The organism is Antarcticimicrobium sediminis (assembly GCF_004348975.1).
In the GTDB taxonomy this organism is placed as follows: Bacteria; Pseudomonadota; Alphaproteobacteria; order Rhodobacterales; family Rhodobacteraceae; genus Antarcticimicrobium; species Antarcticimicrobium sediminis.
Map to the genome: position 1 here is coordinate 135524 of NZ_SMFP01000012.1, position 20274 is coordinate 155797.

The 20274-nt window shown below is 62.2% G+C and carries 18 protein-coding genes; 10 read left to right on the forward strand and 8 right to left on the reverse strand.

Annotation, left to right across the window (positions count from 1 at the left end):
• Nucleotides 1–5 precede the first annotated feature (5 nt).
• From E1B25_RS16995 to E1B25_RS17005, 3 genes are read right to left on the reverse strand one after another with little or no spacing between them, the layout of a single operon-like run.
• Nucleotides 6–806, reverse strand: coding sequence for a crotonase/enoyl-CoA hydratase family protein (locus E1B25_RS16995; RefSeq protein WP_132830735.1), 801 nt, complete (start codon nt 804–806; stop codon nt 6–8).
• A gap of 32 nt (nt 807–838) precedes the next feature.
• The gene (locus E1B25_RS17000) at nt 839–1990 is read right to left on the reverse strand and encodes an acyl-CoA dehydrogenase family protein (RefSeq protein ID WP_132830736.1); all 1152 of its coding nucleotides are present in this window, start codon (nt 1988–1990) and stop codon (nt 839–841) included.
• On the reverse strand, nt 1987–3024 hold the full coding sequence (locus E1B25_RS17005; protein WP_132830738.1) for an acyl-CoA dehydrogenase family protein: 1038 nt from the start codon (nt 3022–3024) through the stop codon (nt 1987–1989). The genes E1B25_RS17000 and E1B25_RS17005 overlap by 4 nt, the downstream gene beginning before the upstream one ends.
• 245 nt (nt 3025–3269) lie before the next feature.
• Here E1B25_RS17005 and E1B25_RS17010 point away from each other — a divergent pair, with 245 nt between their 5' ends.
• From E1B25_RS17010 to E1B25_RS17025, 4 genes are read left to right on the forward strand one after another with little or no spacing between them, the layout of a single operon-like run.
• On the forward strand, nt 3270–4373 hold the full coding sequence (locus tag E1B25_RS17010; RefSeq protein ID WP_165937649.1) for a C4-dicarboxylate TRAP transporter substrate-binding protein: 1104 nt from the start codon (nt 3270–3272) through the stop codon (nt 4371–4373).
• A gap of 29 nt (nt 4374–4402) precedes the next feature.
• On the forward strand, nt 4403–4969 hold the full coding sequence (locus E1B25_RS17015) for a TRAP transporter small permease (protein WP_132830742.1): 567 nt from the start codon (nt 4403–4405) through the stop codon (nt 4967–4969).
• Nucleotides 4970–5002: 33 nt separating this feature from the next.
• The gene (locus E1B25_RS17020; protein ID WP_132830744.1) at nt 5003–6307 is read left to right on the forward strand and encodes a TRAP transporter large permease; all 1305 of its coding nucleotides are present in this window, start codon (nt 5003–5005) and stop codon (nt 6305–6307) included.
• 33 nt (nt 6308–6340) lie between these two features.
• Entirely contained in the window at nt 6341–7054 is a 714-nt protein-coding gene (locus E1B25_RS17025; RefSeq protein ID WP_132830746.1) for an SDR family NAD(P)-dependent oxidoreductase, read from the forward strand.
• A 293-nt stretch (nt 7055–7347) separates the two neighbouring features.
• Here the strand turns inward: E1B25_RS17025 and E1B25_RS17030 are convergent, their stop codons facing one another.
• The 3 genes from E1B25_RS17030 to E1B25_RS17040 all read right to left on the reverse strand — a co-directional run bounded on the left by E1B25_RS17030 (nt 7348) and on the right by E1B25_RS17040 (nt 10290).
• A complete protein-coding gene (locus E1B25_RS17030; protein WP_132830747.1) occupies nt 7348–8475 on the reverse strand; it encodes a CaiB/BaiF CoA transferase family protein in 1128 nt (375 codons plus the stop codon).
• Nucleotides 8476–8485: 10 nt separating this feature from the next.
• Nucleotides 8486–9529, reverse strand: a complete 1044-nt coding sequence (locus E1B25_RS17035) for an amidohydrolase family protein (RefSeq protein WP_132830749.1) — start codon at nt 9527–9529, stop codon at nt 8486–8488.
• A gap of 134 nt (nt 9530–9663) precedes the next feature.
• A complete protein-coding gene (locus E1B25_RS17040) occupies nt 9664–10290 on the reverse strand; it encodes a TetR/AcrR family transcriptional regulator (protein WP_165937650.1) in 627 nt (208 codons plus the stop codon).
• A 297-nt stretch (nt 10291–10587) separates the two neighbouring features.
• Here E1B25_RS17040 and E1B25_RS17045 point away from each other — a divergent pair, with 297 nt between their 5' ends.
• The 5 genes from E1B25_RS17045 to E1B25_RS17065 all read left to right on the forward strand — a co-directional run bounded on the left by E1B25_RS17045 (nt 10588) and on the right by E1B25_RS17065 (nt 16538).
• Nucleotides 10588–11760 (forward strand): acyl-CoA dehydrogenase family protein, encoded by a 1173-nt coding sequence (locus E1B25_RS17045; protein ID WP_132830752.1) that lies wholly within the window; start codon nt 10588–10590, stop codon nt 11758–11760.
• A complete protein-coding gene (locus tag E1B25_RS17050) occupies nt 11760–13742 on the forward strand; it encodes an oxidoreductase (RefSeq protein ID WP_132830754.1) in 1983 nt (660 codons plus the stop codon). Before E1B25_RS17045 ends, E1B25_RS17050 begins: the two co-directional genes overlap by 1 nt.
• A gap of 70 nt (nt 13743–13812) precedes the next feature.
• Nucleotides 13813–14994, forward strand: coding sequence for a thiolase family protein (locus tag E1B25_RS17055; protein WP_132830755.1), 1182 nt, complete (start codon nt 13813–13815; stop codon nt 14992–14994).
• A gap of 13 nt (nt 14995–15007) precedes the next feature.
• Complete coding sequence (locus E1B25_RS17060; RefSeq protein ID WP_132830757.1) at nt 15008–15772, forward strand: SDR family NAD(P)-dependent oxidoreductase; 765 nt, start codon at nt 15008–15010, stop codon at nt 15770–15772.
• A 4-nt stretch (nt 15773–15776) separates the two neighbouring features.
• Entirely contained in the window at nt 15777–16538 is a 762-nt protein-coding gene (locus E1B25_RS17065) for a crotonase/enoyl-CoA hydratase family protein (protein ID WP_132830758.1), read from the forward strand.
• Between the two features lie 103 nt (nt 16539–16641).
• On the opposite strand, the gene E1B25_RS17070 is transcribed toward E1B25_RS17065, so the two are convergent.
• Nucleotides 16642–17682, reverse strand: a complete 1041-nt coding sequence (locus tag E1B25_RS17070; RefSeq protein ID WP_206338573.1) for an NADPH:quinone oxidoreductase family protein — start codon at nt 17680–17682, stop codon at nt 16642–16644.
• 27 nt (nt 17683–17709) lie between these two features.
• Here E1B25_RS17070 and E1B25_RS17075 point away from each other — a divergent pair, with 27 nt between their 5' ends.
• Nucleotides 17710–18471 (forward strand): crotonase/enoyl-CoA hydratase family protein, encoded by a 762-nt coding sequence (locus E1B25_RS17075; protein WP_132830760.1) that lies wholly within the window; start codon nt 17710–17712, stop codon nt 18469–18471.
• A 63-nt stretch (nt 18472–18534) separates the two neighbouring features.
• Here the strand turns inward: E1B25_RS17075 and E1B25_RS17080 are convergent, their stop codons facing one another.
• On the reverse strand, nt 18535–20133 hold the full coding sequence (locus E1B25_RS17080) for an AMP-binding protein (protein ID WP_165937651.1): 1599 nt from the start codon (nt 20131–20133) through the stop codon (nt 18535–18537).
• Nucleotides 20134–20274 lie beyond the last annotated feature (141 nt).

The following is a 20274-nucleotide window of genomic DNA, read 5'->3' on the forward strand; positions in this document are numbered from 1 at the left end:
GAGCGCTATTCGCCAGTGTAGGTTGGCGCACGTTTTTCTCTCATGGCGGCCACGGCTTCTTCATGGTCGGCGGTGGCGTGAACCAGAGCTTGGTAGGCGGCCGAGGTTTCCAGAATTTCGGACAGGCTCTGCTGACCGGCCTTGCGCAACAATCGTTTCGTCAGGCGCACCGCGTAGGTTGGGTTCGCGGCTATGCGCAGGGCGACTTCGCGCGCAGACTCCATTAGCTGGTCCTGAGGGACGACGCGTGACACCAGGCCGATGGCTCTGGCCTCCTTGGCATCCACCATGTCGCCGGTGAGGGCCATTTCACAGGCTTTGGACCAGCCGACTACGCGGGGCAGCAGCCAAGCGCCGCCGTCGCCGGGAACGATCCCTAGCTTCACGAAGCTTTCCGCGAACTTGGCGTGTTCGCTCGCGATACGCACGTCGCACATCAGGGTCAGGTCACAGCCGGCACCGATGGCTGCGCCGTTCACCGCGCAGACCACGGGAAGTTCCATCGCCTCGAATAGCTGCGGTAGACGCTGGATGCCGGTGCGATAATTGCGCCGGGTCTTGGCGGGCAAGGGATCGTTCAGTCCGCCGCCCGCGCCCATCTTTTTGATGTTCCCACCGGAGGAGAAGGCCTTGCCTGCACCGGTCAGGATGATGACCCGGGATCGGGAATCAGCCTCGGCCGCGGTGACAGCGTCGATAAGCGCCTCGATCATCGGGGCGTCCGAGATAGCATTGCGGGTGTCGGGGTCATTTAAGGTCAGTGTGACGATGCCGTGATCGTCAGTGTCGTTCAGTATCAAGTTCATTGTCATTCTTTCAGGTTTGGGAGCTTTGCCGTTCAGCGCAGGCCGAGCCCGCGGGCGATGATGCCGCGCAGGATTTCACGAGTTCCCCCCCGCAGCGAGAAGCTGGGCGCGGACATCAGGGTGCGTGCCAGGGCGTAGGCGAAGTCTTGCTTCGGGCCGGGAATGGGTTCGACGGGGACAAGGGTACGCGCGATCTCGGGGATCTCCTGTTCGAGCAGCGCGCCCAGGTCCTTGACGATGGTGGCCTGAAGGGGCGGGTTTTCGTCCCGTGCCAGCTTGCCTGCAACCGCTCGCGACATCTGCCGCAACACCATCAGGTGTGCAGCCATCCGTCCGATCGCGCGGACCGAGGATTGATCAGGCGCGGTACCAAGCACCCGGATCAGATCGTTCAGTAGCGCGAAGGAGGATAGGAAGCGGTCGGGACCGGAGCGTTCAAAGGCCAACTCGCCCATTACCAGGTTCCAGCCCTGGCCCTCCTGCCCAATCAGGGCGGAGGCGGGCAGGCGAACGTCATCGAACTGAACCTCGTTCAGGTGATGTTCGCCCGACAGATCCAGGATTGGGCTGATTGTGATGCCGGGGGTCGAGAGATCTACCAGCAGTTGGCTGGTGCCGCCGTGCCGATCGTCGGTGTCGCCGGTGCGGCAGAAGACGATCATGTAATGCGCGTGCTGGGCGTAGGTGGTCCAGATTTTAGTGCCTTTCAGAATCCAGTTGCTACCATCCTTGCGGGCGCGGGTTTTGGTGGCCGCAAGGTCCGAGCCGCTGCCCGCCTCGCTCATCCCGATGCAGAAATAGCATTCGCCCGAGGCGATACGGGGCAGGATGTCACGGCGTTGCTTTTCGGTGCCATAGCGCAGCAGAAGGGGACCAGACTGTCGGTCGGCGATCCAATGGGCGGCGACTGGCGCTCCGGCGGCAAGTAATTCCTCGACGACAATGTAGCGGTCAAGGGGCGAGCGATCCTTGCCACCGTACGTTTCCGGCCATGTCATGCCGAGCCAACCTTGCTGGCCCAACTTGCGTGAGAATGCGGGGTCATAGCCATTCCAGCTACGTGCCCGGTCATTGGCACCGTAGTCTGGGCCGAGGGTGTCGGCCAGAAAGGCGCGGACATCTCGACGCAGATCGTCCTGGCGGGGCAGGATGGGCGGAGCGGGGAAATCCAGAAAGTTTCTCATGCCAGGGCTCCCATGCGGGTCAGGAAGGGCCAGAAGTCATCGGGCCCCAATGTGCAGACGCGTTTGCCAAGGGCGTCGGACCATTCGGCCTCGCGCCCCCATTCGTCGCGCCAGGACCAGAGCCTCCGGGTCAGCGGGTGTAGCCTGTATTCACTGGTATAGCCGATGGCCCCGTGAGTCTGATGGGCTATCGGCGCGCTGGTTCCGGCGGCCTCGCCGGTGCGGATCTTGGCCGCCATGGCGGCCGCGGAGAATGCGCCGGTCCCCACCAGCGCATCGGGCAGAAGGTCAGTCGCCATGTCAGCGGCGGCTCCGGCAGCGGCGACATGGGTGGCCATAACAGCCATGTTCTGCTGGATCGCCTGGAACCTGCCAATTGGGCGACCAAACTGTTGGCGTTCGTTGGCATAGGCCACGGTCATCGAGAGCGCTGCGTCCAATGAGCCTGCGATAGCCTGGGACCGGAGGGTGGCTCCCAGCAGACGAAAGGTCTGTTCATCTACCGAGGCGGGGGCGGTTTCTACGGCTCTGGTCCATTCCAACGTGTCGCGCGGCTCGCCTGCGATGTTGTGGGAATGATCGGTCACCGTCGCGCCAGTGGCTCGGACCAGCCGGTCACCGACCAGCAACACAACGGTCTGCGCATGACGTCCAAATGCAACGCGGGCTGCGGTGCCGGTAAGCCGATCACCATCCAGTGTTGGGCCAAGAGCCAGGCTGGCGGGCCCCTCGGCCGGGGGCAGGCCGGCATGGGCCAGCAGCCAGTTGGCAATCATCGTCTCGCCCAAGGGCAGGGGAATCGCCTGAGTCGCGGCCAGACGTACCAAGCCGAGGGCCGTAGTGGGGGGCAGCTCGAAGCCGCCCTGAACTTCTGTGGGAAGTGCGAGCGGCAGGCCAAGTTCCTCCACTTGGTCCCAGAGTTCTGCAAGCCAGGCCACCGCCCCCTCGGTCACATCGTCGGGATGTGCTGCGAATGACGCATCTGCATGTTCGGCGAACAATTTTGCGCCCATATCCAGAACCATTTCCTGCATCAGAAACCGCTCCTTCTGGTTCGATCAAACTTATCTGATTTCAAAAGGTTCTCCTTTGCGAACTCAAGTCCTGTTCCGCCGGACTGGCCGGGGCAAGAGGGCCGTGGAACAGAATCCTATTGACGATACAAATAAATCATGAATGATTGTTTTTGCAACCGAAATCCTTCAAGATGGTGGGATCGGAGCAAGATAGAAACGCCCGGATCGGCTGTGCCAGCCCCCGGGAAAGGGGAGGAGACCCTATGAATTTCGCCAAGAATGTCGCCCGTGGTTTAGCTGCGGCACTGGTTGTGATGCCCATTTCGGGCCTGGCCAAGGAACTGAAATACAACACCTACCAGCCCGGTACTCATCAGGTGACCAAGAATACCGCCAGCTTCGGAGAGGCCCTGAGCGAGGCAACAGGTGGAGATCTGAGTATTGACGTGCTGTCGGGCGGGGCTGTCGCGTCGGGAAAGGCGACGCTGTCATTCATTAGTGACGGGCTGATTGATGCAGGGCTTGTCACTGACGTCTACGTGCCGGGTGACCTGCCGCATACCGTGATCGCCTCGAGCCTGGCACTGGAGGGGGAAAGTTCCTGGGTGATGGCGGCGGCGATGGCCGAATACGCCATGCTGAAATGCCCCGGTTGCCAGGAAGATCTGGACGAGATGGGTGTGATCAACTTGGGATTCCAGTCGACCTCGACCTATAAACTGCTCTGCAACAACGAGATCTCGGGGATCGAAGACCTGCAAGGCAAGAAGATAAAGGCCGCAGGTCCCTGGAGTCGGCTGGTTGTATCTTGGGGGGCGGCGCCGGTGAACATCCCCTTTAACGATGTGTACGAAGGGATGCAGCGCGGCCAGATAGACTGCGCCCTGGCTCCGGACAGTGCGATGGAGGATTATGGTCTCTACGACGTGGTCAAAACTGTGGTCGACTTGCCCATGGGCACCTACCACGGCTTCCACAGCTTCGTGTTGAACCGCGATGTCTGGGACGGATTGCCTGAGGAGCAGAGCGCGCTAATCCTGGACAAGATGCCCGGCTACATCACCAAGAACGTGCAGGCCTATCACGACAGTTCCGAGGTTTCCAAGGCCAAGGCCATTGAGAATGGAACGGTCTACACTCAGGCTGGGGCGGATTTGAAAGCTTCGATCGCGGCCGCGAAGGAAGAAGGTCGCAAGATCAGCCTTGAGAATGCCCACAAGCAGGGGATCGATACGCCTGAGGAGAACCTTGAGACCTTTCTGGCGATCCTGTCCAAGTGGACCGGGCTTCTGGGCACCGACGCACCGGATCCGGCTCGATACGAGGAACTGCTGCGCGAAAACGTCTACAGCAAGGTCAGCTTCTGAGCTGGGCGCATAAGGGCAGGAGGGATCACATGAACACGTTGACCCGGATCGCCATGCGCGCGATGCAAGTTGCTTCGTCAACCGCATTTGCGGTTGGCGGGGCCTGCATGGTGGCGATGATGGTGCATATCTTCGCCGACGTGCTGCTTCGGGGGCTATTTTCCATGCCTCTGACCGGTACGCTAGAAATCGTGTCTAGCTATTACATGGTGGCTGTCAGCTTTATGCCCTTGGCCGCGTTGGAACTGTCCCGCGACCTGGTCTTTGTTGAGGTCTTCACGCAGCGCATGTCTCTGAGGCGACGCCGGGCGATGGATGCCTTCGCCCGGCTTCTGAGCCTGCTGGCCATGGGGCTGATCGCCCTCAGTGCCGGACAGTACGCGTTAAAACAGACAAAGCGTGGCGAGTTCATGGATGTCGTCTATTTCGACCTGCCCATCTGGCCAACCCGTTGGATCGCGGCCGTGGGCTTCGGGCTTGCGGCGTTTGCTGCCATCGCTGTTTTCATCCGGACCCTGCGCGACAGGTTGCACGGCGCCTCCGAACCGGCTCCCGAGCAATCCGCGATCGGGCCGGACCATGGCGCGGTCGACTGATCGCGCGCACATCGCATATCCTGAAAGGTTCCCATGTCCGGCACCGTCATTGCTTTGATTTTTCTCGGCTTGCTTCTTGTTCTTCTCGTCGTGCGAGTGCCGATCGCTATCGCTCTGATCACCACGTCCGTGGGCGGTATCGCGGCGCTACGCGGGATGGACACGTTGTGGGCCGTCGTGGGCAAGCTGCCCTACGACTTCGCCGCGCACTGGTCGCTGTCGGCCATCCCTATGTTCCTGCTGATGGGAACGATCGCGTTTCGCGGGGGGCTGACTGCATCGCTGTTTTCTGCGTGTCGGATCTGGTTCGGGCGGTTACCCGGCGGGTTGGCCATTGCCGCCAATTTCGCTTCTGCCATGTTCGCGGCAGCATCGGGTTCTAGCCTCGCCACGGCCGCTGCGATGGGCAGGATTGCTGTGCCCGAAATGTTGAAGAGTGGCTATCAGCCGGGGTTGGCCACGGGCACGGTGGCGGCGGCAGGGACACTCGGGGCGATGATCCCGCCCTCAATCGCCTTCATCGTGTACGGCTGGTATACTGGGGTGCCTATCGGCCAGCTACTGATTGCGGGGATTCTTCCGGGCATCCTGACGGCAGTGGCCTATAGCGCCACCGTGGTGATCCGGGTCCTGATAGACCCAAGTCTGGCCCCGCGGTCGACCGAACGGCCCACTTGGGGTCAGTCGTTGTCGGCCTTTGTCTCGGTTTGGCCAATCCCAGTGTTGATCTTCGCGGTGATTGGGCTGCTCTATTCCGGTTTTACCACGGCAACCGAGGCCGGGGCCATCGGCGCGGTGGCTGCTCTGCTGATCTGCGCTCTGCGCGGTACGCTGACCCTTGATGTCGTCCGCAACAGCATCCGTGACGCGGTAACCAGCACGACCTCGATCCTGATCATCGCGGTCGGTGCCTCGCTTCTGTCCAAGTTCTTGGTTCTTGCGGGGCTGCCCCAGACCATGGGCCGCATCGTGACCGAGGGCGAGGCAACGGTGTTCATGGTGATCGGGTTCACGGTGGTGCTCTATCTGGTGCTGGGTATGTTCCTGGACCCGATTGGCGTGATGCTGGTGACCCTTCCAATCCTTCTGCCAGTCTTTGATGCGCTCGACTTGAACCTGATCTGGATGGGCGTCGTGGTGGTCAAGTTGATCGAGATCGGCCTGTTGACGCCGCCCGTGGGGTTGAATGTCTACGTGGTCAAAAGCGTGGTCGACCCGCGTATCCCGGTCGAGGAGATATTCAAAGGCGTGATGTGGTTCCTGGCCGCTGAGGTCGTGATTACCGCACTTCTAATCTTCATTCCCGAAATCAGCCTCTGGTTACCGTCACATATGTGACGGGGCAGGGCAAAAATAACTAAGGAGCATGAAATGCACAAACCAAGTGTTGTCCTGACCGGTGTCAGTCGCGGGATCGGGGCACAGACGGCGAAATATCTGACAGAGCAAGGCTATCACGTGATCGGCTTGGCTCGGACCGAACCGCTGGACTTTGATGGCACCTTCCGCGCGGTGGACTTGGCTGACGCCTCGGCCAAGCAGGTATTCGCCGAGATCGCCGAAGAATTCGGGCCGACCCGGCTGGTGGCCAATGCTGGCTATGTTGACGCAAAGCCGATTGAGGATGTCACGGATGAGGGGTTCGAACAGACCATCAAAGTCAACCTGCAGTCGCAGATTTGGGCGATGCAGGCGATGATCCCGGCTATGCGCAAGGCGCAGTTTGGGCGGGTCGTGATGATCGGAAGCCGGGCCTCACTGGGCAAGCCGGAACGGGCAACCTATTCATCATCAAAGGCGGCGCTAACCGGGCTCGCGCGGACCGCTGCGCTGGAATTGGCGCCTGACGGGATCACTGTCAACGTCATCTCTCCGGGGCCGTTTGAGACCGAGATGTTCTCCGCGCTCCAACCCGAAGGGTCGGAAAAACGCGCTAATTTCATGGCCAATGTACCGATGAACCGTGTTGGAAAGCCCGAGGAGATCGCGGCCACCATCGCCTTTTTCCTGTCCGAAGGCTCAGGCTTTGTGACTGGGCAGAACCTGTTTATTTGCGGGGGGCTGAGCCTGGGCTCGGTCTTCTGACGGCTTGCGTCCTTCCGGGCGTTTTGTTGGCCGCCTTTGCTGGGCACGGTTTTACCGGGCTTCGCGGCCAACATGATATGTTCGCATTGCATGTTGCGCATATACGGTGGCCTGTGGAGAGAAGGCCTTCATTGCCATCGGGGGCGCAGAGCCTACCCGGTGGAATGAAGGTCTCGATTGTCAGGTCCAGCCCGTGGTTTTTGCCCAGTATTTCGTGACAGCAAAAGGGCATCGTCTTTGCGGACGATGCCCTTTTGCTTTTGGCCGACGACGAAGCTGGGGTCTGACGGGGGTCAGTGAATGGCCCCCGCCTTGCGCAACTGCTCTTGCCGGTCGGGAGCGATGCCGAAGCGGGTCAGCACCCCGGCAGTATTAGAACCCGCCGGGACTGGCGCGCAGGGTGTGCCGGGCTGGCTGCGGCTGAAGCGCGGGGCAGGGGCTGCCTGAGGCAAGCCCGCTATGGTCACATAGGCGTCCCGGGCGATGGCGTGGGGGTGCGCCACTGCCTCATCGGGGGTCAGGACGGGCACAAGGCAGGCGTCAGACCCCTCAAAAATGGCGGCCCAGTCGGCGCGGGTGCGGGCAGCGAAAATCTGGGCATAGGCCGCTCGTTGTTCGGGCCATGTGGAATGGTCGTCGCGGCGCGCGGCCAGTTCGGCGGGAATACCTGCCTTCTTGACCAGTTCAGTGAAGAACTGTGGCTCGATCGCGGCGATCGACACATGGCCGCCGTCGCTCGTCTCGTAGACCCGGTAGTAGGGAGCGCCGCCATCCAGCATATTGGCACCGCGCGCCGGGCCCCACATGCCTTGGGCGGTCATGCCGGCAAAGACAGCGCCCAGAGCGTTGACCCCGTCGATCATCGCCGCGTCGACCACCTGACCTTGGCCGCTACGCGATCGCTCCCAGAGAGCGGCGAAGATGCCAAAGAGCAAGAACATCGTGCCGCCACCATAATCCGCCACAAGGTTCAGGGGCGGTGCTGGGGGGCGGTCGGAATCGCCCATCATGTGCAGCAGACCGGTCTGTGCGACGTAATTCAGGTCGTGCCCGGCCATCCGGGCCATCGGCCCCTCCTGGCCCCAACCGGTCATCCGGCCGTAGACTAGGTCTGGATGTTGCGCGAGGCAGACATCAGGCCCCAGGCCCAGCCGTTCCATCACGCCGGGGCGGAAGCCTTCGATCAGTACGTCGGCCTGCGATGCCAGGTCCAGCACTAGGTCGGTCGCCCCCGGAGCTTTGAGGTTCACGGCGATGCTGCGCTTGTTTCGGTTGTTGATGTCGTGCGGGCGGGCGCCACCTGGCGCACGATCCACCACGATCACCTCCGCCCCCTGGTCGGCCAACAATTGGCCGGCCAAGGGGCAGGGGCCGATGCCCGCCATCTCGATCACGGTTAGGCCTTGCAGGGGGCCGGTCATGGGTGCCGCCTCACACCGAGTACACACGCTGCGCGGTGCCGGCGAAAAGCGCGGCCTTCTCGTCAGCGCTGCATCCCGATGCCAGCCGTTTGAAAGTGTTCCAGAGCGTGCCGTAGGTGCAGGTGATCATGTCGACCGGGAAGTTGCTTTCGAACATGCAGCGGTCGGCGCCGAAGGCTTCGATGCAGGTCTCGACATAGGGTTTCCAAGCTGCCGCCAGATCTTTTGACGAGGCTGGCTGTGGCAGGGTCTCGAACCTAAAGCCGCCCAGCTTCATGCCCAGCCCGCCGATCTTGCAGCTGACATTGGGCTGGGCGGCAACCTGATGGATGCCAGTCTTCCATTCGGCAAAGACCTCGTCCCGTTTGCCTTCATAGGCTCCGGCGCCGATCGGGCCGCCCACGTGATCGAGGATGATGTTGGCGTCGGGATAGCTGGCGGCCAGGTCGGCCACCTCACCCAGTTGGGGGTGATAGACCCAGCTGTCGAAAGTCATGCCTAGGGCGACCAGTTTCTCGAAGCCTTCGCGGAACTTGGGGTCCATCAGCACACCCGCCGGTGGGGTTCGGGCAGTGGTGCGTACCGTTCCGGTCTCGTCATGGGCGGTGGACTGGCGGATGCCACGCCAACGTCCCTGGCCTAGGTCCTTGTGCATCTGCAGCACCTCCTCGACCGAGGCGCCCTCCAGCAAGTCGGCACGACCGATGATTCCTTTGCAGACGCCTCGGTCACCTTCGGGAGCATTGGCTGCCTCTTTCGCGAAAGCCACTACGAATTCGGTCTCCCCCAAGGGTTTGAGCCGCTCGGGGCCATCTTCGCGGTAGCTTTCGGTGCATTCGGCGAAAACGGTGGCGATCACGTTGTGGCCGACCGCCAAGTCGGCTGAGAATTCCTCCTGCAAGTAACGGGGCACACGGGGGCTGTCCCACAGGTGGTGGTGCGGATCGACAATGGGCAGCGTGGGCTCGAGTATTTCTTCGGTGTGTAGCGACAGCCAGCCGGGGTCGGCAGTCGGTAGAATCGTTGCGAATTTCGGTGCATGGGGCTGGGCCAAGTCATTCTCCTCCAGGCGTAGCGATTGAGCTTATCGGTGGATGAAGGGCATGCCGCAGATCGCGGCAACGGCCCCTCCCACAGGTGGCTGAGGCAAAATTGGCATGCAGAAAGAAAACAGTCAAGAATGATTTTTTATGAAGAAATCCTCTTGATCATGAGGTCGGTCAAGATCTCAATTTGCGGCGTCACGTTAATGCCGGCACCCTGTTCGATACGCCGCAGGGCAAGACCGCGCAGGCAATCCAGCATGTAGAGCCGATAAGGGATTAGGTAGTCAGGACTCAGCCCGGTATCAGAAAAGATTTCCTGCCATTCGGCGTTCCGCTCGCCGGTCAGCTTGTTCATCCGTTCCAGCAGGGTCTTGTGCATGCTGCGGTTGAACCGTTCGTACAGGCGGACTTCCAGTGCTGCGATGTAGTTCTTGGAGCCAATAAAGGTCCAGTAGTGGTCAATGATCATGCGTATGCGCTCATCCACCGGTCGTTCTCGCAGTGTCTCCGGTTTCCAGGGGAGGTTTAATGCCCGCGCGACGTAGTCTCGTGCCGCAACCAAAATGTCGTCGCGGGTCTGGAAATGGTATTGCAGGGCGCCACGCGAAACCTTGGCCTTTTCTGCCACCATGGAGGTCGAGAAATTGGCATAGCCGCGCTGGGCTAGCACGGAAATAGCAGCCCTAATTAGCTTCTGGTGGGTTTCTGCACTGCGTTCCTGCTGTGGCTTGGATGTCTTGCCTGCGCTGCTGTTTTTTTTCTCGGTCACGATCTTCGGTCTCCCTGTTTTGACGTGGCTCCCGGCGCCTGAGTCACACAAAAGAATACGTCCAGAATGATTTTTCGAGTGTTCCGTTTTTCTCTGAAAATAGTAGCGCGGGCAAGTGTTCAATACCCGTTTCTTCGTGAGGGGCAGATTTTCACAAAGCCTTAGAGAATACCTTGATGCCGTTCAGTCCTCGTTGCGGCACCACTTGACGGGGGTTGTTAAAAAAAATAAGTCATGATTGTTTTTTATTGATGTCGAGGCGGGCTATTGGCCGCGCGTGGCAAAAGGGAGGTGACCATGATCGAACGCTGGACAATGCCGGATCTGCCGTTCTTCGATGACTCGCATCGCGCATTGGGCGAGCGGTTGGCAGACTGGGTTGAGCAGGCCGAGGAGCCGGCCGAAGAGGGCTCGGCATATTTTCGTCAGGAGTGCCTAGATGTGGCAGCCGAGATGGCGGAATGGGGGTTTCTGGGCTACGTGATCCCGGATGTGGAGGAGCCCGCTCCTCGGGTCGACGTGCGGGCCGTGTCGCTGATCCGCGAGGCCTTGGGTTTCCGTTCAGCTCTGGTGGACAGCGTTTTTACCATGCAGGGGCTGGCAACGGCACCATTGTGGCTCTCGGAGTCCAGGGTGTTGAGCCGTCGATACCTGGGCCCTTGTAGGCGGGGGGAGAAGATTGCGGGTTTCGCGGTGACCGAGCCCAACGCGGGCTCGGACGTGGCCGCGTTGGAAACTTCGGCCACCCGTGACGGCACCGACTTCGTACTGAACGGAACCAAGCGGTGGATTACCAACGCGGGTGCGGCGGATCACTATATCGTCGTTGCAAGGACGGGTGAGGCACCCGGTGCGCGGGGGCTCTCGGCCTTCATGGTTGATGCGGATACGCCCGGCTTGAGTGTGGGTCCCGAGGTGCGGATGATTGCACCCCATCCCATCGGTGAACTGATCTTTGACGCATGCCGCATTCCAGCGACAAATATGATTGGCGCTCCGGGCGAGGGGTTCAAGGCTGCGATGAAAACTTTCGATATCTTTCGCACGTCGGTCGGGGCAGCGGCGGTCGGCATGGCGCGGCGGGCGCTTGGCGCGACCGTCGAGCGGATGCGGGGTCGGCAGTTGTTTGGCAATCCGATGGGGCAGATGCCCACGGTTCAGGCAGCTATGGCAGATATGGCGCTTGATACCGAACAAGCCAGCCTGTTGGTTTATCGCGCCGCCTGGTTGCGCGATACCCGCGATGGTCGGCACTCTGATGCTGTGGCCATGGCTAAGCTGGGTGCAACCGAAGCTGCGCAGCGCGTGGCAGACCAAGCGGTGCAGTTGTTCGGGGCGCTTGGTGTCGCCCATGGCTCGATCGTCGAACAGATTTATCGCGACGTGCGACCCATGCGGATCTACGAAGGCGCATCTGAGGTGCAGAAGCTGATTATCGGCCGGTCGTTGATGAAAGGCGGAGAGGCCTGATGACCGCATTTCCCGCCTTGTTCCAACCTGGCCGGATCGGTGCGTTGACCTTGCCAAACCGCCTGATCATGGCGGCGATGGAGACCAACCTTGCTGGCCCTGGCGGCACCGTATCGGACCGGATGCGGGCGTACTACGCTCAGCGCGGGTCAGGGGGCGTAGGTATGGTCACAGTGGAATACACCTGCGTCGACAGCCCGCGCGGCATGGGCGGCGCGCCTCAGGCGGCGCTGGATGATGACGCGCAGATTGAAAGCCATGCCGCCTTGGCCCGGGCGATCCGCGCGGGCGGGGCGCGGGCCTGTGTGCAACTGTTCCATGCCGGGAGGCAGACGTTGCGACAGTACACCGGCGGGGTAATGCCCGTGGCGGCGTCGGCCGTCGCCTGCAAGGTCTATCGCGAGGCGCCCGAGGCGCTGGACGCTGCCGGTATCGAGCGGTTGATTGAGCAGTTTGCCGCAGCGGCCCGGCGGGCGGTGCGAGCGGGCTATGACGCGATCGAGATTCATGGCGCGCATGGCTACTTGCTGGGGGGGTTCCTGTCTGGTGCGGCCAACCGGCGCGACGACGCCTATGGCGGGTCACTGGAAAACCGGATGCGTTTCCCTTTGGCCGTGATCTCGGCTGTCAAGGCGGCGGCCGGATCTCTGCCCGTGATCTTTCGCTTCTCGGCTGATGAACATGTGCCCGGTGGTACGGTGTTGCACGAGGCGTTGAGGATGGCGCCGCGCTTCGAGCAAGCGGGTGCAGATGCGCTGCACGTCTCAACCGGCACGGCCGAGGCGATGGACTGGAACGTCGACCCTGTCTCACGGCCCCAGGGCGCGCGGCTACCTCTGGCGCGGGCAGTACGAAAGGTAGTGGAGGTGCCGGTGATCGCCGTCGGTGTCATTCGCGAACCGCGTGTGGCCGAGGCCGCGATCACCGGGGGAGATGCCGATTTCGTGGCCTTGGGCCGGGCGCTGCTGGCGGATCCGGACTGGCCCGCCAAGGCACGCGAGGGGCGGTTGGCTGATATCCGGCCCTGTACGTCGTGTAACTGGTGCGTCGATCGGCTGTTGGCCAAGAAAAGCCTCTCCTGCGCCGAGAATCCCTTGGTTGGGCACGAGGCCCAACCGATGCTCGCGTGTGACGGCGGTGGTCGAACCGTGACTGTGGTGGGGGGCGGCCCGGCGGGTATTGCTGCGGCACTGTTGCTGGACGCGACGGACTGGCGAGTGACGCTTTACGAACGCGATGCGACCCTGGGGACGGGGTTGCGCGCCTCTGCCGAGCCGCCGGGCAAGGAAAAGTTCCTGTGGTACCGCGATTATCTTCTGCATCGACTGGAGCGGTCGGGCGTTTTGGTGCGTACCAGCTATGCGCCGAAGGCCGAGGAGTTGACGGCCGCGAACGACATAGTTCTGCTGGCCATCGGTGGACAAGATCGCCGTCCTGAAGCGAGCGGGCTGGAAGACCCGCGCGTCGGCTATGCCTATGACGTTCTGACCGGGAGGTTGGCGCTGAGGCCGGGCCAGATATTGGTTTATGGCGGTGGCGAGACGGGGTGTGAAATTGCCGACTACGCCGCAGAACAGGGCTGCGAGGTGTTGCTGGTGGCGCGCGGCGCCGCGCGACTGGCGCGGCGGGCGCAATATGTCTATCGCCGGCACCTGCTGGGACGCCTGCACGACAACCCTCACGTTAAGATTCTTGAAGGTTGGTCGCTAGAGGCGGTGACGCCTGCAGGTGCCACCTTCACCGATGCGGACGGGAGGCGCGCGACCCACACCTTTGACCAACTGCTTCTGGCAGCGGGCCGGTTTCCAGGCGGGCCTCTGATGGAGGAGTTGCAGGCTCTAGGTCTAGAGGTCCACAGCATTGGAGATTGCCGAGACGTGCGCCGGATCGGCGATGCAGTGCATGACGCCTACGCTGTCGTACAGGCGATGAACGCCGCAGCCAGCCCCGGGACGCCGCAGCTGGAGGCTTTGCCGGTTTGATCCGGTTTCATTCAGCATCCGTGCGATCGGGGTGCCCGACCGAACAAGCAAGAGAGAAATGGAGAAACCCATGAAAAATCCGGTTATCGTTGATGCGTTGCGCACGCCCATAGGGCGCGGCAAACAGGGTGGAAGCCTGTCCTCGGTTCACCCGTCAGACCTGTTGGGCCAGGTGCTGAAAGCCTTGGTGGAGCGCAATGGCATCGACCCCGCCCGAGTCGATGACGTCCTGATCGGCTGCGTGAGCCAAGTCGGAGAACAGTCGGCCACGCCCGGTCGCTGGGCGCTGCTTGCGGCGGGGTTCCCCGCCTCTGTCCCCTCGGTCACGATCGACCGCAAATGCGGCTCAGGCCAGCAGGCGATCCATTTCGCAGCTCAGGGAATCATGGCGGGGGCCTATGATATTGTGATCGCGGGGGGCGTCGAAAGCATGAGCCGTGTACCCATGGGAAGCGCCCGGATCGGCATGGATCCCTTCGGCGATGGCGCGAACACGCGCTACGCTCCTGGGTTGGTTGGCCAAGGCGTCTCTGCCGAACTAGTGGCGCGCAAATGGGGGCTGAGCCGCGAGGAACTGGACGACTATTCCGTCCGTTCGCATCATCTGGCGGCACGGGCGCAGGCCGCAGGTCGGTTCAAGGACGAGATCCTTCCCATCCTGACCCCCGAAGGGTTGGTCGATCAGGACGAGACGATCCGCGCCAATTCTACACTCGAGGGGTTGTCCGGGTTGAAGACTCCCTTCGCCGATCCTGCCCTCGACGAACGGTTCGGTGGCATCGATTGGAAGATCACGGCGGGCAACTCCTCGCAGATCACCGACGGGGCCTCAGCTCTTCTGCTGATGAGCGAAGAGACCGCGGCGGCGCTGAACCTGACGCCGTTGGCGCGGTTCGTGGGTTTCGACGCGGTGGGCGATGATCCGACCTTGATGTTGACAGCGCCCATCCCTTCGACCCGGCGGGTGCTCGAGAAAGCTGGCCTGAGCCTAGATGACATTGGCCACTACGAGGTGAACGAGGCCTTCGCGCCCGTGCCCTTGGCCTGGCTGAAGGAACTCGGCGCCGATCCTGAGCGGTTGAATCCGCGTGGTGGGGCTATCGCCCTAGGTCACCCTCTTGGAGCCTCGGGCGCGCGGATCATGACGACCATGGTCCATGCGATGTCCCAGACCGGGACGCGCTATGGCCTGCAAACGATATGCGAGGCTGGTGGCATGGCCAATGCCACCATTCTGGAAGCGATGAACTGAGGAGAGAGAAGACATGGACATCAAGGGAAAATCCGCAGTGGTTACGGGCGGCGCTTCGGGGCTGGGCTTCGCCACCGCTCAGAAACTGATTGCGCAAGGCGGACACGTGGTGATCGTCGATCTGCCGACTTCGGCGGGCGAGGAACAGGCTAGGGCGCTGGGGCCCCGTGCGCGGTTCGTGCCTGCCGACGTGACCGAGACCGTGCAGATGGCCGAGGCCTTCGACGCGGCCGAGGACATGGCAACTTTCCGCGCTTGCGTGCACTGTGCAGGCCGGGGAGGAGCTCTGCGGATCCTCGACAAGGAAGGCAAGGCGGGCGCGCTTCAGCATTTCGAGGACCTGATCCGGCTGAATCTGGTCGGATCCTTCAACGTGTTGCGCCTTGCGGCTGAGCGGTTCAACAACAACGACCCGATCGACGACGAACGCGGTGTTTTCATCCTGACCGCCTCGGTCGCCGCGTGGGAGGGCCAGATCGGCCAGATTCCCTATGCCTCGGCCAAGGCAGGCATCGTCGGTATGACGATCGTGGCTGCGCGCGATCTGGCGCGGCGTCTGATCCGGGTCTGCACCATTGCACCCGGAATCTTTGATACGCCAATCTTGGCGCGGCTGCCACAGGACGTGCGGGATTCGCTGGGGGCGTCGGTGCCACACCCGGCACGCCTTGGCCAACCGCCCGAGTTTGCCGCGCTGGCCGCGCATATTATCGAGAACCAGATGCTGAATGGCGAGACGATCCGTCTGGACGGCGCAATCCGAATGCAACCGAGGTAGAACGATGTCGAACCTGACCTTCGAGGTGGCGGACCACGTTGCCCTGTTGACCATCAACCGCCCCGAGGCACGCAATGCCGCGACCTTGGCGTTGTCCGAAGCGATGGTCGAGGCGATCGACCGGATTGATGCCGATCCGGGCATCCGCGCTATCGTGCTAACCGGGGCGGGGGGGCATTTCTGCGCCGGAATGGATCTTAAGGGATTTCTGCGAGGCGAACTGCCCAAGATCCCTGGGCGCGGCTTTGCTGGTATGACCGAGGCGCCCCCCAAGACCCCGATTATCGCGGCGGTAGAGGGCTATGCGCTGGGCGGCGGGTTTGAACTGGCGCTGGCCTGCGACATGATCGTGGCAGCGGACACGGCGCGTTTTGGCCTGCCGGAGGTCAAGCGCGGACTCGTGGCGCGGGCCGGCGGGCTGTTGCGTCTGCCGCGTCAGATGCCGCAGCGCATTGCAATGGAACTTCTGATGACCGGCCGCATGCTGCCACCGGACGAAGCGTTGCGCCTGGGGCTAATCAACCGTGTGGTGCCGGAGGGCGGTGCGTTGGAGGCCGCCCGGGCGTTGGCCGCCGAGATCGCGGCGAACGGCCCGTTGGCCGTGGCGGCTGTAAAGGAGGTGGTCATGCGCCAGCAAGATTGGCCGGCGGCCGAAGGGTTCACCCGGCAGGCCGAGTTCACCGACCCGATCTTCGCGTCCGATGACGCCAAGGAAGGCGCCTTGGCCTTTGCCGAAAAGCGTGCACCGCATTGGACTGGCCGCTAGAAAAGCGGAGATTGGTATGTCGAGACAAGGCCGTGTCGGGGAACTGCCGCGGCCTTGTCTATATCGGGTGATGGTGAGCCGCTGCTCTGACCGGGTCGGCAGGTCACAAATCTTCCAGTACCACTACCGGCTTGCCAATACTGCGCCGGGCAACCAGATCTTCGATCGCTTGGCCAAAGGTTGCGACGGTGTATGTCCGGCTGGGGCTCGGTGTTAGAGAGCCAATGGTGAGCATTTCTCCCAGTCGGGCCAGCAGGGCCGCATTGACATTGGGTTCCTGCTGGGCGAAGCCGCCCCAATCGACGCCAACTAGGTTGGCGCGTTTCAAGAGCGGTAGGTTCAGCGGCAGGCGCGGGATTTCTCCGGCGGTAAAGCCCAGAACCAGATGACGACCGTTGGGGGCGAGGTGGCGGAAGGCGGGTTCGGAATAGCTTCCGCCCACGGGGTCGACCACGATATCCACGCCGCTCGGAGCCAAGTCGCGTAGTCGATCACGCCAGTCGTGGGCGGTGTAATCAACAGTGGCCTCGGCTCCGCGCATCCGTGCCGCTTCGCGCTTGGCGGGCGTCGATGCGGCGGCAATGACACGGCCGCCCAGGGCCCGGCCAAGATCGATTGCTGCCATGCCTAGGGTGCCAGAGGCGCCCAATACCAACAATGTTTCGCCGGCTCGCTGATGACCGCAGTTGGTCAGGGCATAAAGCATCGTGGCGTAGGCCGACAGGAAGGCGGCACCGATGGTGGCTGGCATGCGCCGAGGCAGGGGAACCGTGTCGCTGATCCTCACTATAGCATATTCAGCCATGCAGCCGGTAAAGGCGATGGCGGCCACGCGGCGCCCCAAGAGGGTTGGGTCTGTCCCGGCACCCAGGGCGACCACTGTGCCGCAGCATTCGCGGCCAGGGATCATCGGCAGGGGAGGTTTTTCCTGGTACATGCCGCGTAGCAGTACGGAGTCGAAATACCCAAGCCCGACGGCCTCGACTGCCAGCTTTGCCTCGCCGGGGCCTGGTGCGGGATCGGGTATCTGGCCCCGCGTCAGTTTTGGCGGAGACCCATATTCCTCGCATATTAAAGCTCGCATGACATCCCTTTCGTCTTTTGGTTTGACTACAATAAAACAATCATAAATGATTGTTTGCAATGGCCTTGGTGGCCGAAAGGGGAGCGAATGGAGAATGTGATATATGAGGTGTCGGAGGGAGTGGCAGTGATCACGCTGAACCGTCCGCAGGCGAAGAACGCCATCGACGCGGCGACGGCGCAGGCAATCGAGGCCGCTATGGACCGGTTGGAAGCTGATCCGTCAGTCCGGGTGGGCATCTTGACTGGCGCAGGAGGGACCTTCTGTTCAGGAATGGATCTTAAGGCATTTCTGCGCGGTGAGGTCGTGGTAACACCCAGACGGGGCTTTGCGGGCATCGCCTCGTGTCCGCCGCCGGTTCCGTTGATTGCCGCGATCGAGGGATATTCCGTGGCGGGTGGGTTCGAGATCGCCTTGTCCTGCGATCTGATCGTCGCATCCCGGGCGGCGCAGTTTGGCCTGCCTGAGGTCCGGCGCGGGCTGGTAGCGACAGCAGGCGGCATGTTGCGGATTCCGGGGCTTCTGCCGCCGAATGTGGCGCACGAGTTGGTGTTGACCGGCCGCATGGCCTCAGCTCAGGAGATGGCCGGTTACGGCTTGGTCAATCGGCTGGTTGATGAGGGCGAGGCCCTGCAGGGGGCGAAGGCCTTGGCGGCCGAGATTGCGGCGAACGGGCCTGTGGCTGTACGGACAAGCAAGGCGGTGATGCGACAGAGCCTGCACTGGAGCCAGGATGAGATGTTCGAGCGGCAGGATGAGGCGGCGCGGCCGGTTTTTACCTCTGAAGATGCGAAGGAAGGCGCGCGCGCTTTCGCAGAGAAGCGCGCGCCGCGTTGGTCAGGGCGGTAGCGCGGGCACCGGGCCGGGGGAGTGCCTCCTGGCCCGCGCGGCCAGGACCTGTGGGTCGTTGGGTCAGGCCAGTCCGTCGGCCATCGCCTGTTGCGCGATGTCACGCAGAACATTCTTGCGCACCTTCAACCCGTTGGGGCCGTCGGCCACGGGGATCTCGTTGATCTCGAATATGCGCACTGGAACCTTGTAGATCGCCAATTGCGCTCTGCATGTTGCAATTAGAGACGCATGGTCGGGAGTGGTGCCGGCTGCTGGTACGACAAAGGCCACCGGGCGCGGTCCCTGTTTCAAGGTAACCGAAACGACTTGGCACTGGTCGACCGAAAGGTCCTCCTTGATGACCGCCTCGATCTCCTCTGGTGCGACGAGGTATCCGCCGATGCGCAGGATGTCGTTCATTCGGGTCAGGAAAGTGAAGCTTTCACCTGCGCCGCGCAAGCCCAGATCTCCGGTGCGCAGGTAGCCATCCGGGGTGAAGGTGGCAGCTGTCCTTTCGGGGTCGTTCAGATAGCCGACCATGACGTTGGGCGACAGTATCTGGACCTCACCCGCCGCGCCTTCAGGTTGCTCAGCGCCAGTGTCGGGATCGGCGATGCGCAGCTTTGCGCCGGGGGTCGTCAGGGTGCCGCCGCCCTCCTTGCGCTCTTCCAGTGGGGCGTCGGCGCGACGGGCGGCCACGAAAGCAAGGGTCTCGGACAGTCCGTAGAAACCACGTATAAGAACGGCGCGCCGTTCCGCCTCGGCGGGCAGTTCGGTTAGGCCGGGGGTAAAGTTGGCGTGGCCGAACATCTTGAGACCGGGAAAAGGGCGATCACCGGGGGTCACTGTCAGCAGTTTGTCCAACATATCGTTGGTGCCCATGGCATGGGTTACGCCCAGGTCGTTGATCAGGCGCGAAACTTGTTCGGGTTCAAAGGTGTCCAGCAGTACCATGGGAATGCCGGAGGCGATCGAAGTCATGGCCACGGCAAAGCCGAAGCCGCCACAGAACGGGATGGCCAAGATGGTGCGGCTGTCGGCGTCGAAGCCGATGGCTGCGGCGGCGTTGGTGCAGTGGTGTGCGACCCGATTCTGGATATGTTGCACGATCTTGGGTTGGCTCGTGGTGCCCGAGGTGGCCAGGTAGAGGCAGACGTCCTGCGGTTGCGCCTGTATCTCTGTCGTCGAGAAATCAGAAAGGGTAGACAGCGCCAGCGTTTCAACTCCGGGGATGACCTCATCGGCCGGGATGTCCTCGACCGAGAGGACCAGTTCAAGGCTGGCGCGATCCTTGGTCGGGATGCGCCGCACGGCGTCGGCTACGGCCCCTTTTCGATAGCCGGGATCCAGCACCAGGGCGCTGGCATCAGTGCGACGGATCAAGTCGCCGATCTCCTTGGTGCCGAAACGGGGGTTCAAGGCCAGAATGGCTGCCCCCAGCCGCCAGGCGGCGAAGGCGGCGACCATCCATTCCGGCCGGTTGCCCAGGCACAGTGCCACTGTATCACCGCGACCGATGCCCCTTGCATGCAGGGCCGCCGCCAGCCGTTTGCTCTCGGAGCGCAACTGGCCGTAGGTGTAATCCGGTTGTCCGGGTATCAGAAACAGGGGCGCATCGTCGGGTGCTTGCTCGACTAGGTTAGAAAGCCTGTCTCGGCTGGCGGAGTCCGTTTTATTCAAGGGTTTCACTCACTTTTCGTCTGGTAGCCCGGTCTTGGGGTGGGCGTCTCTCCCTTGCCATGCAGAGGTGCGTGGCGCCATAACAATCATTCTTGATTGTTTTAAATTGTCAATCGAAAATGGCGCGGCCGAAATCTTTAT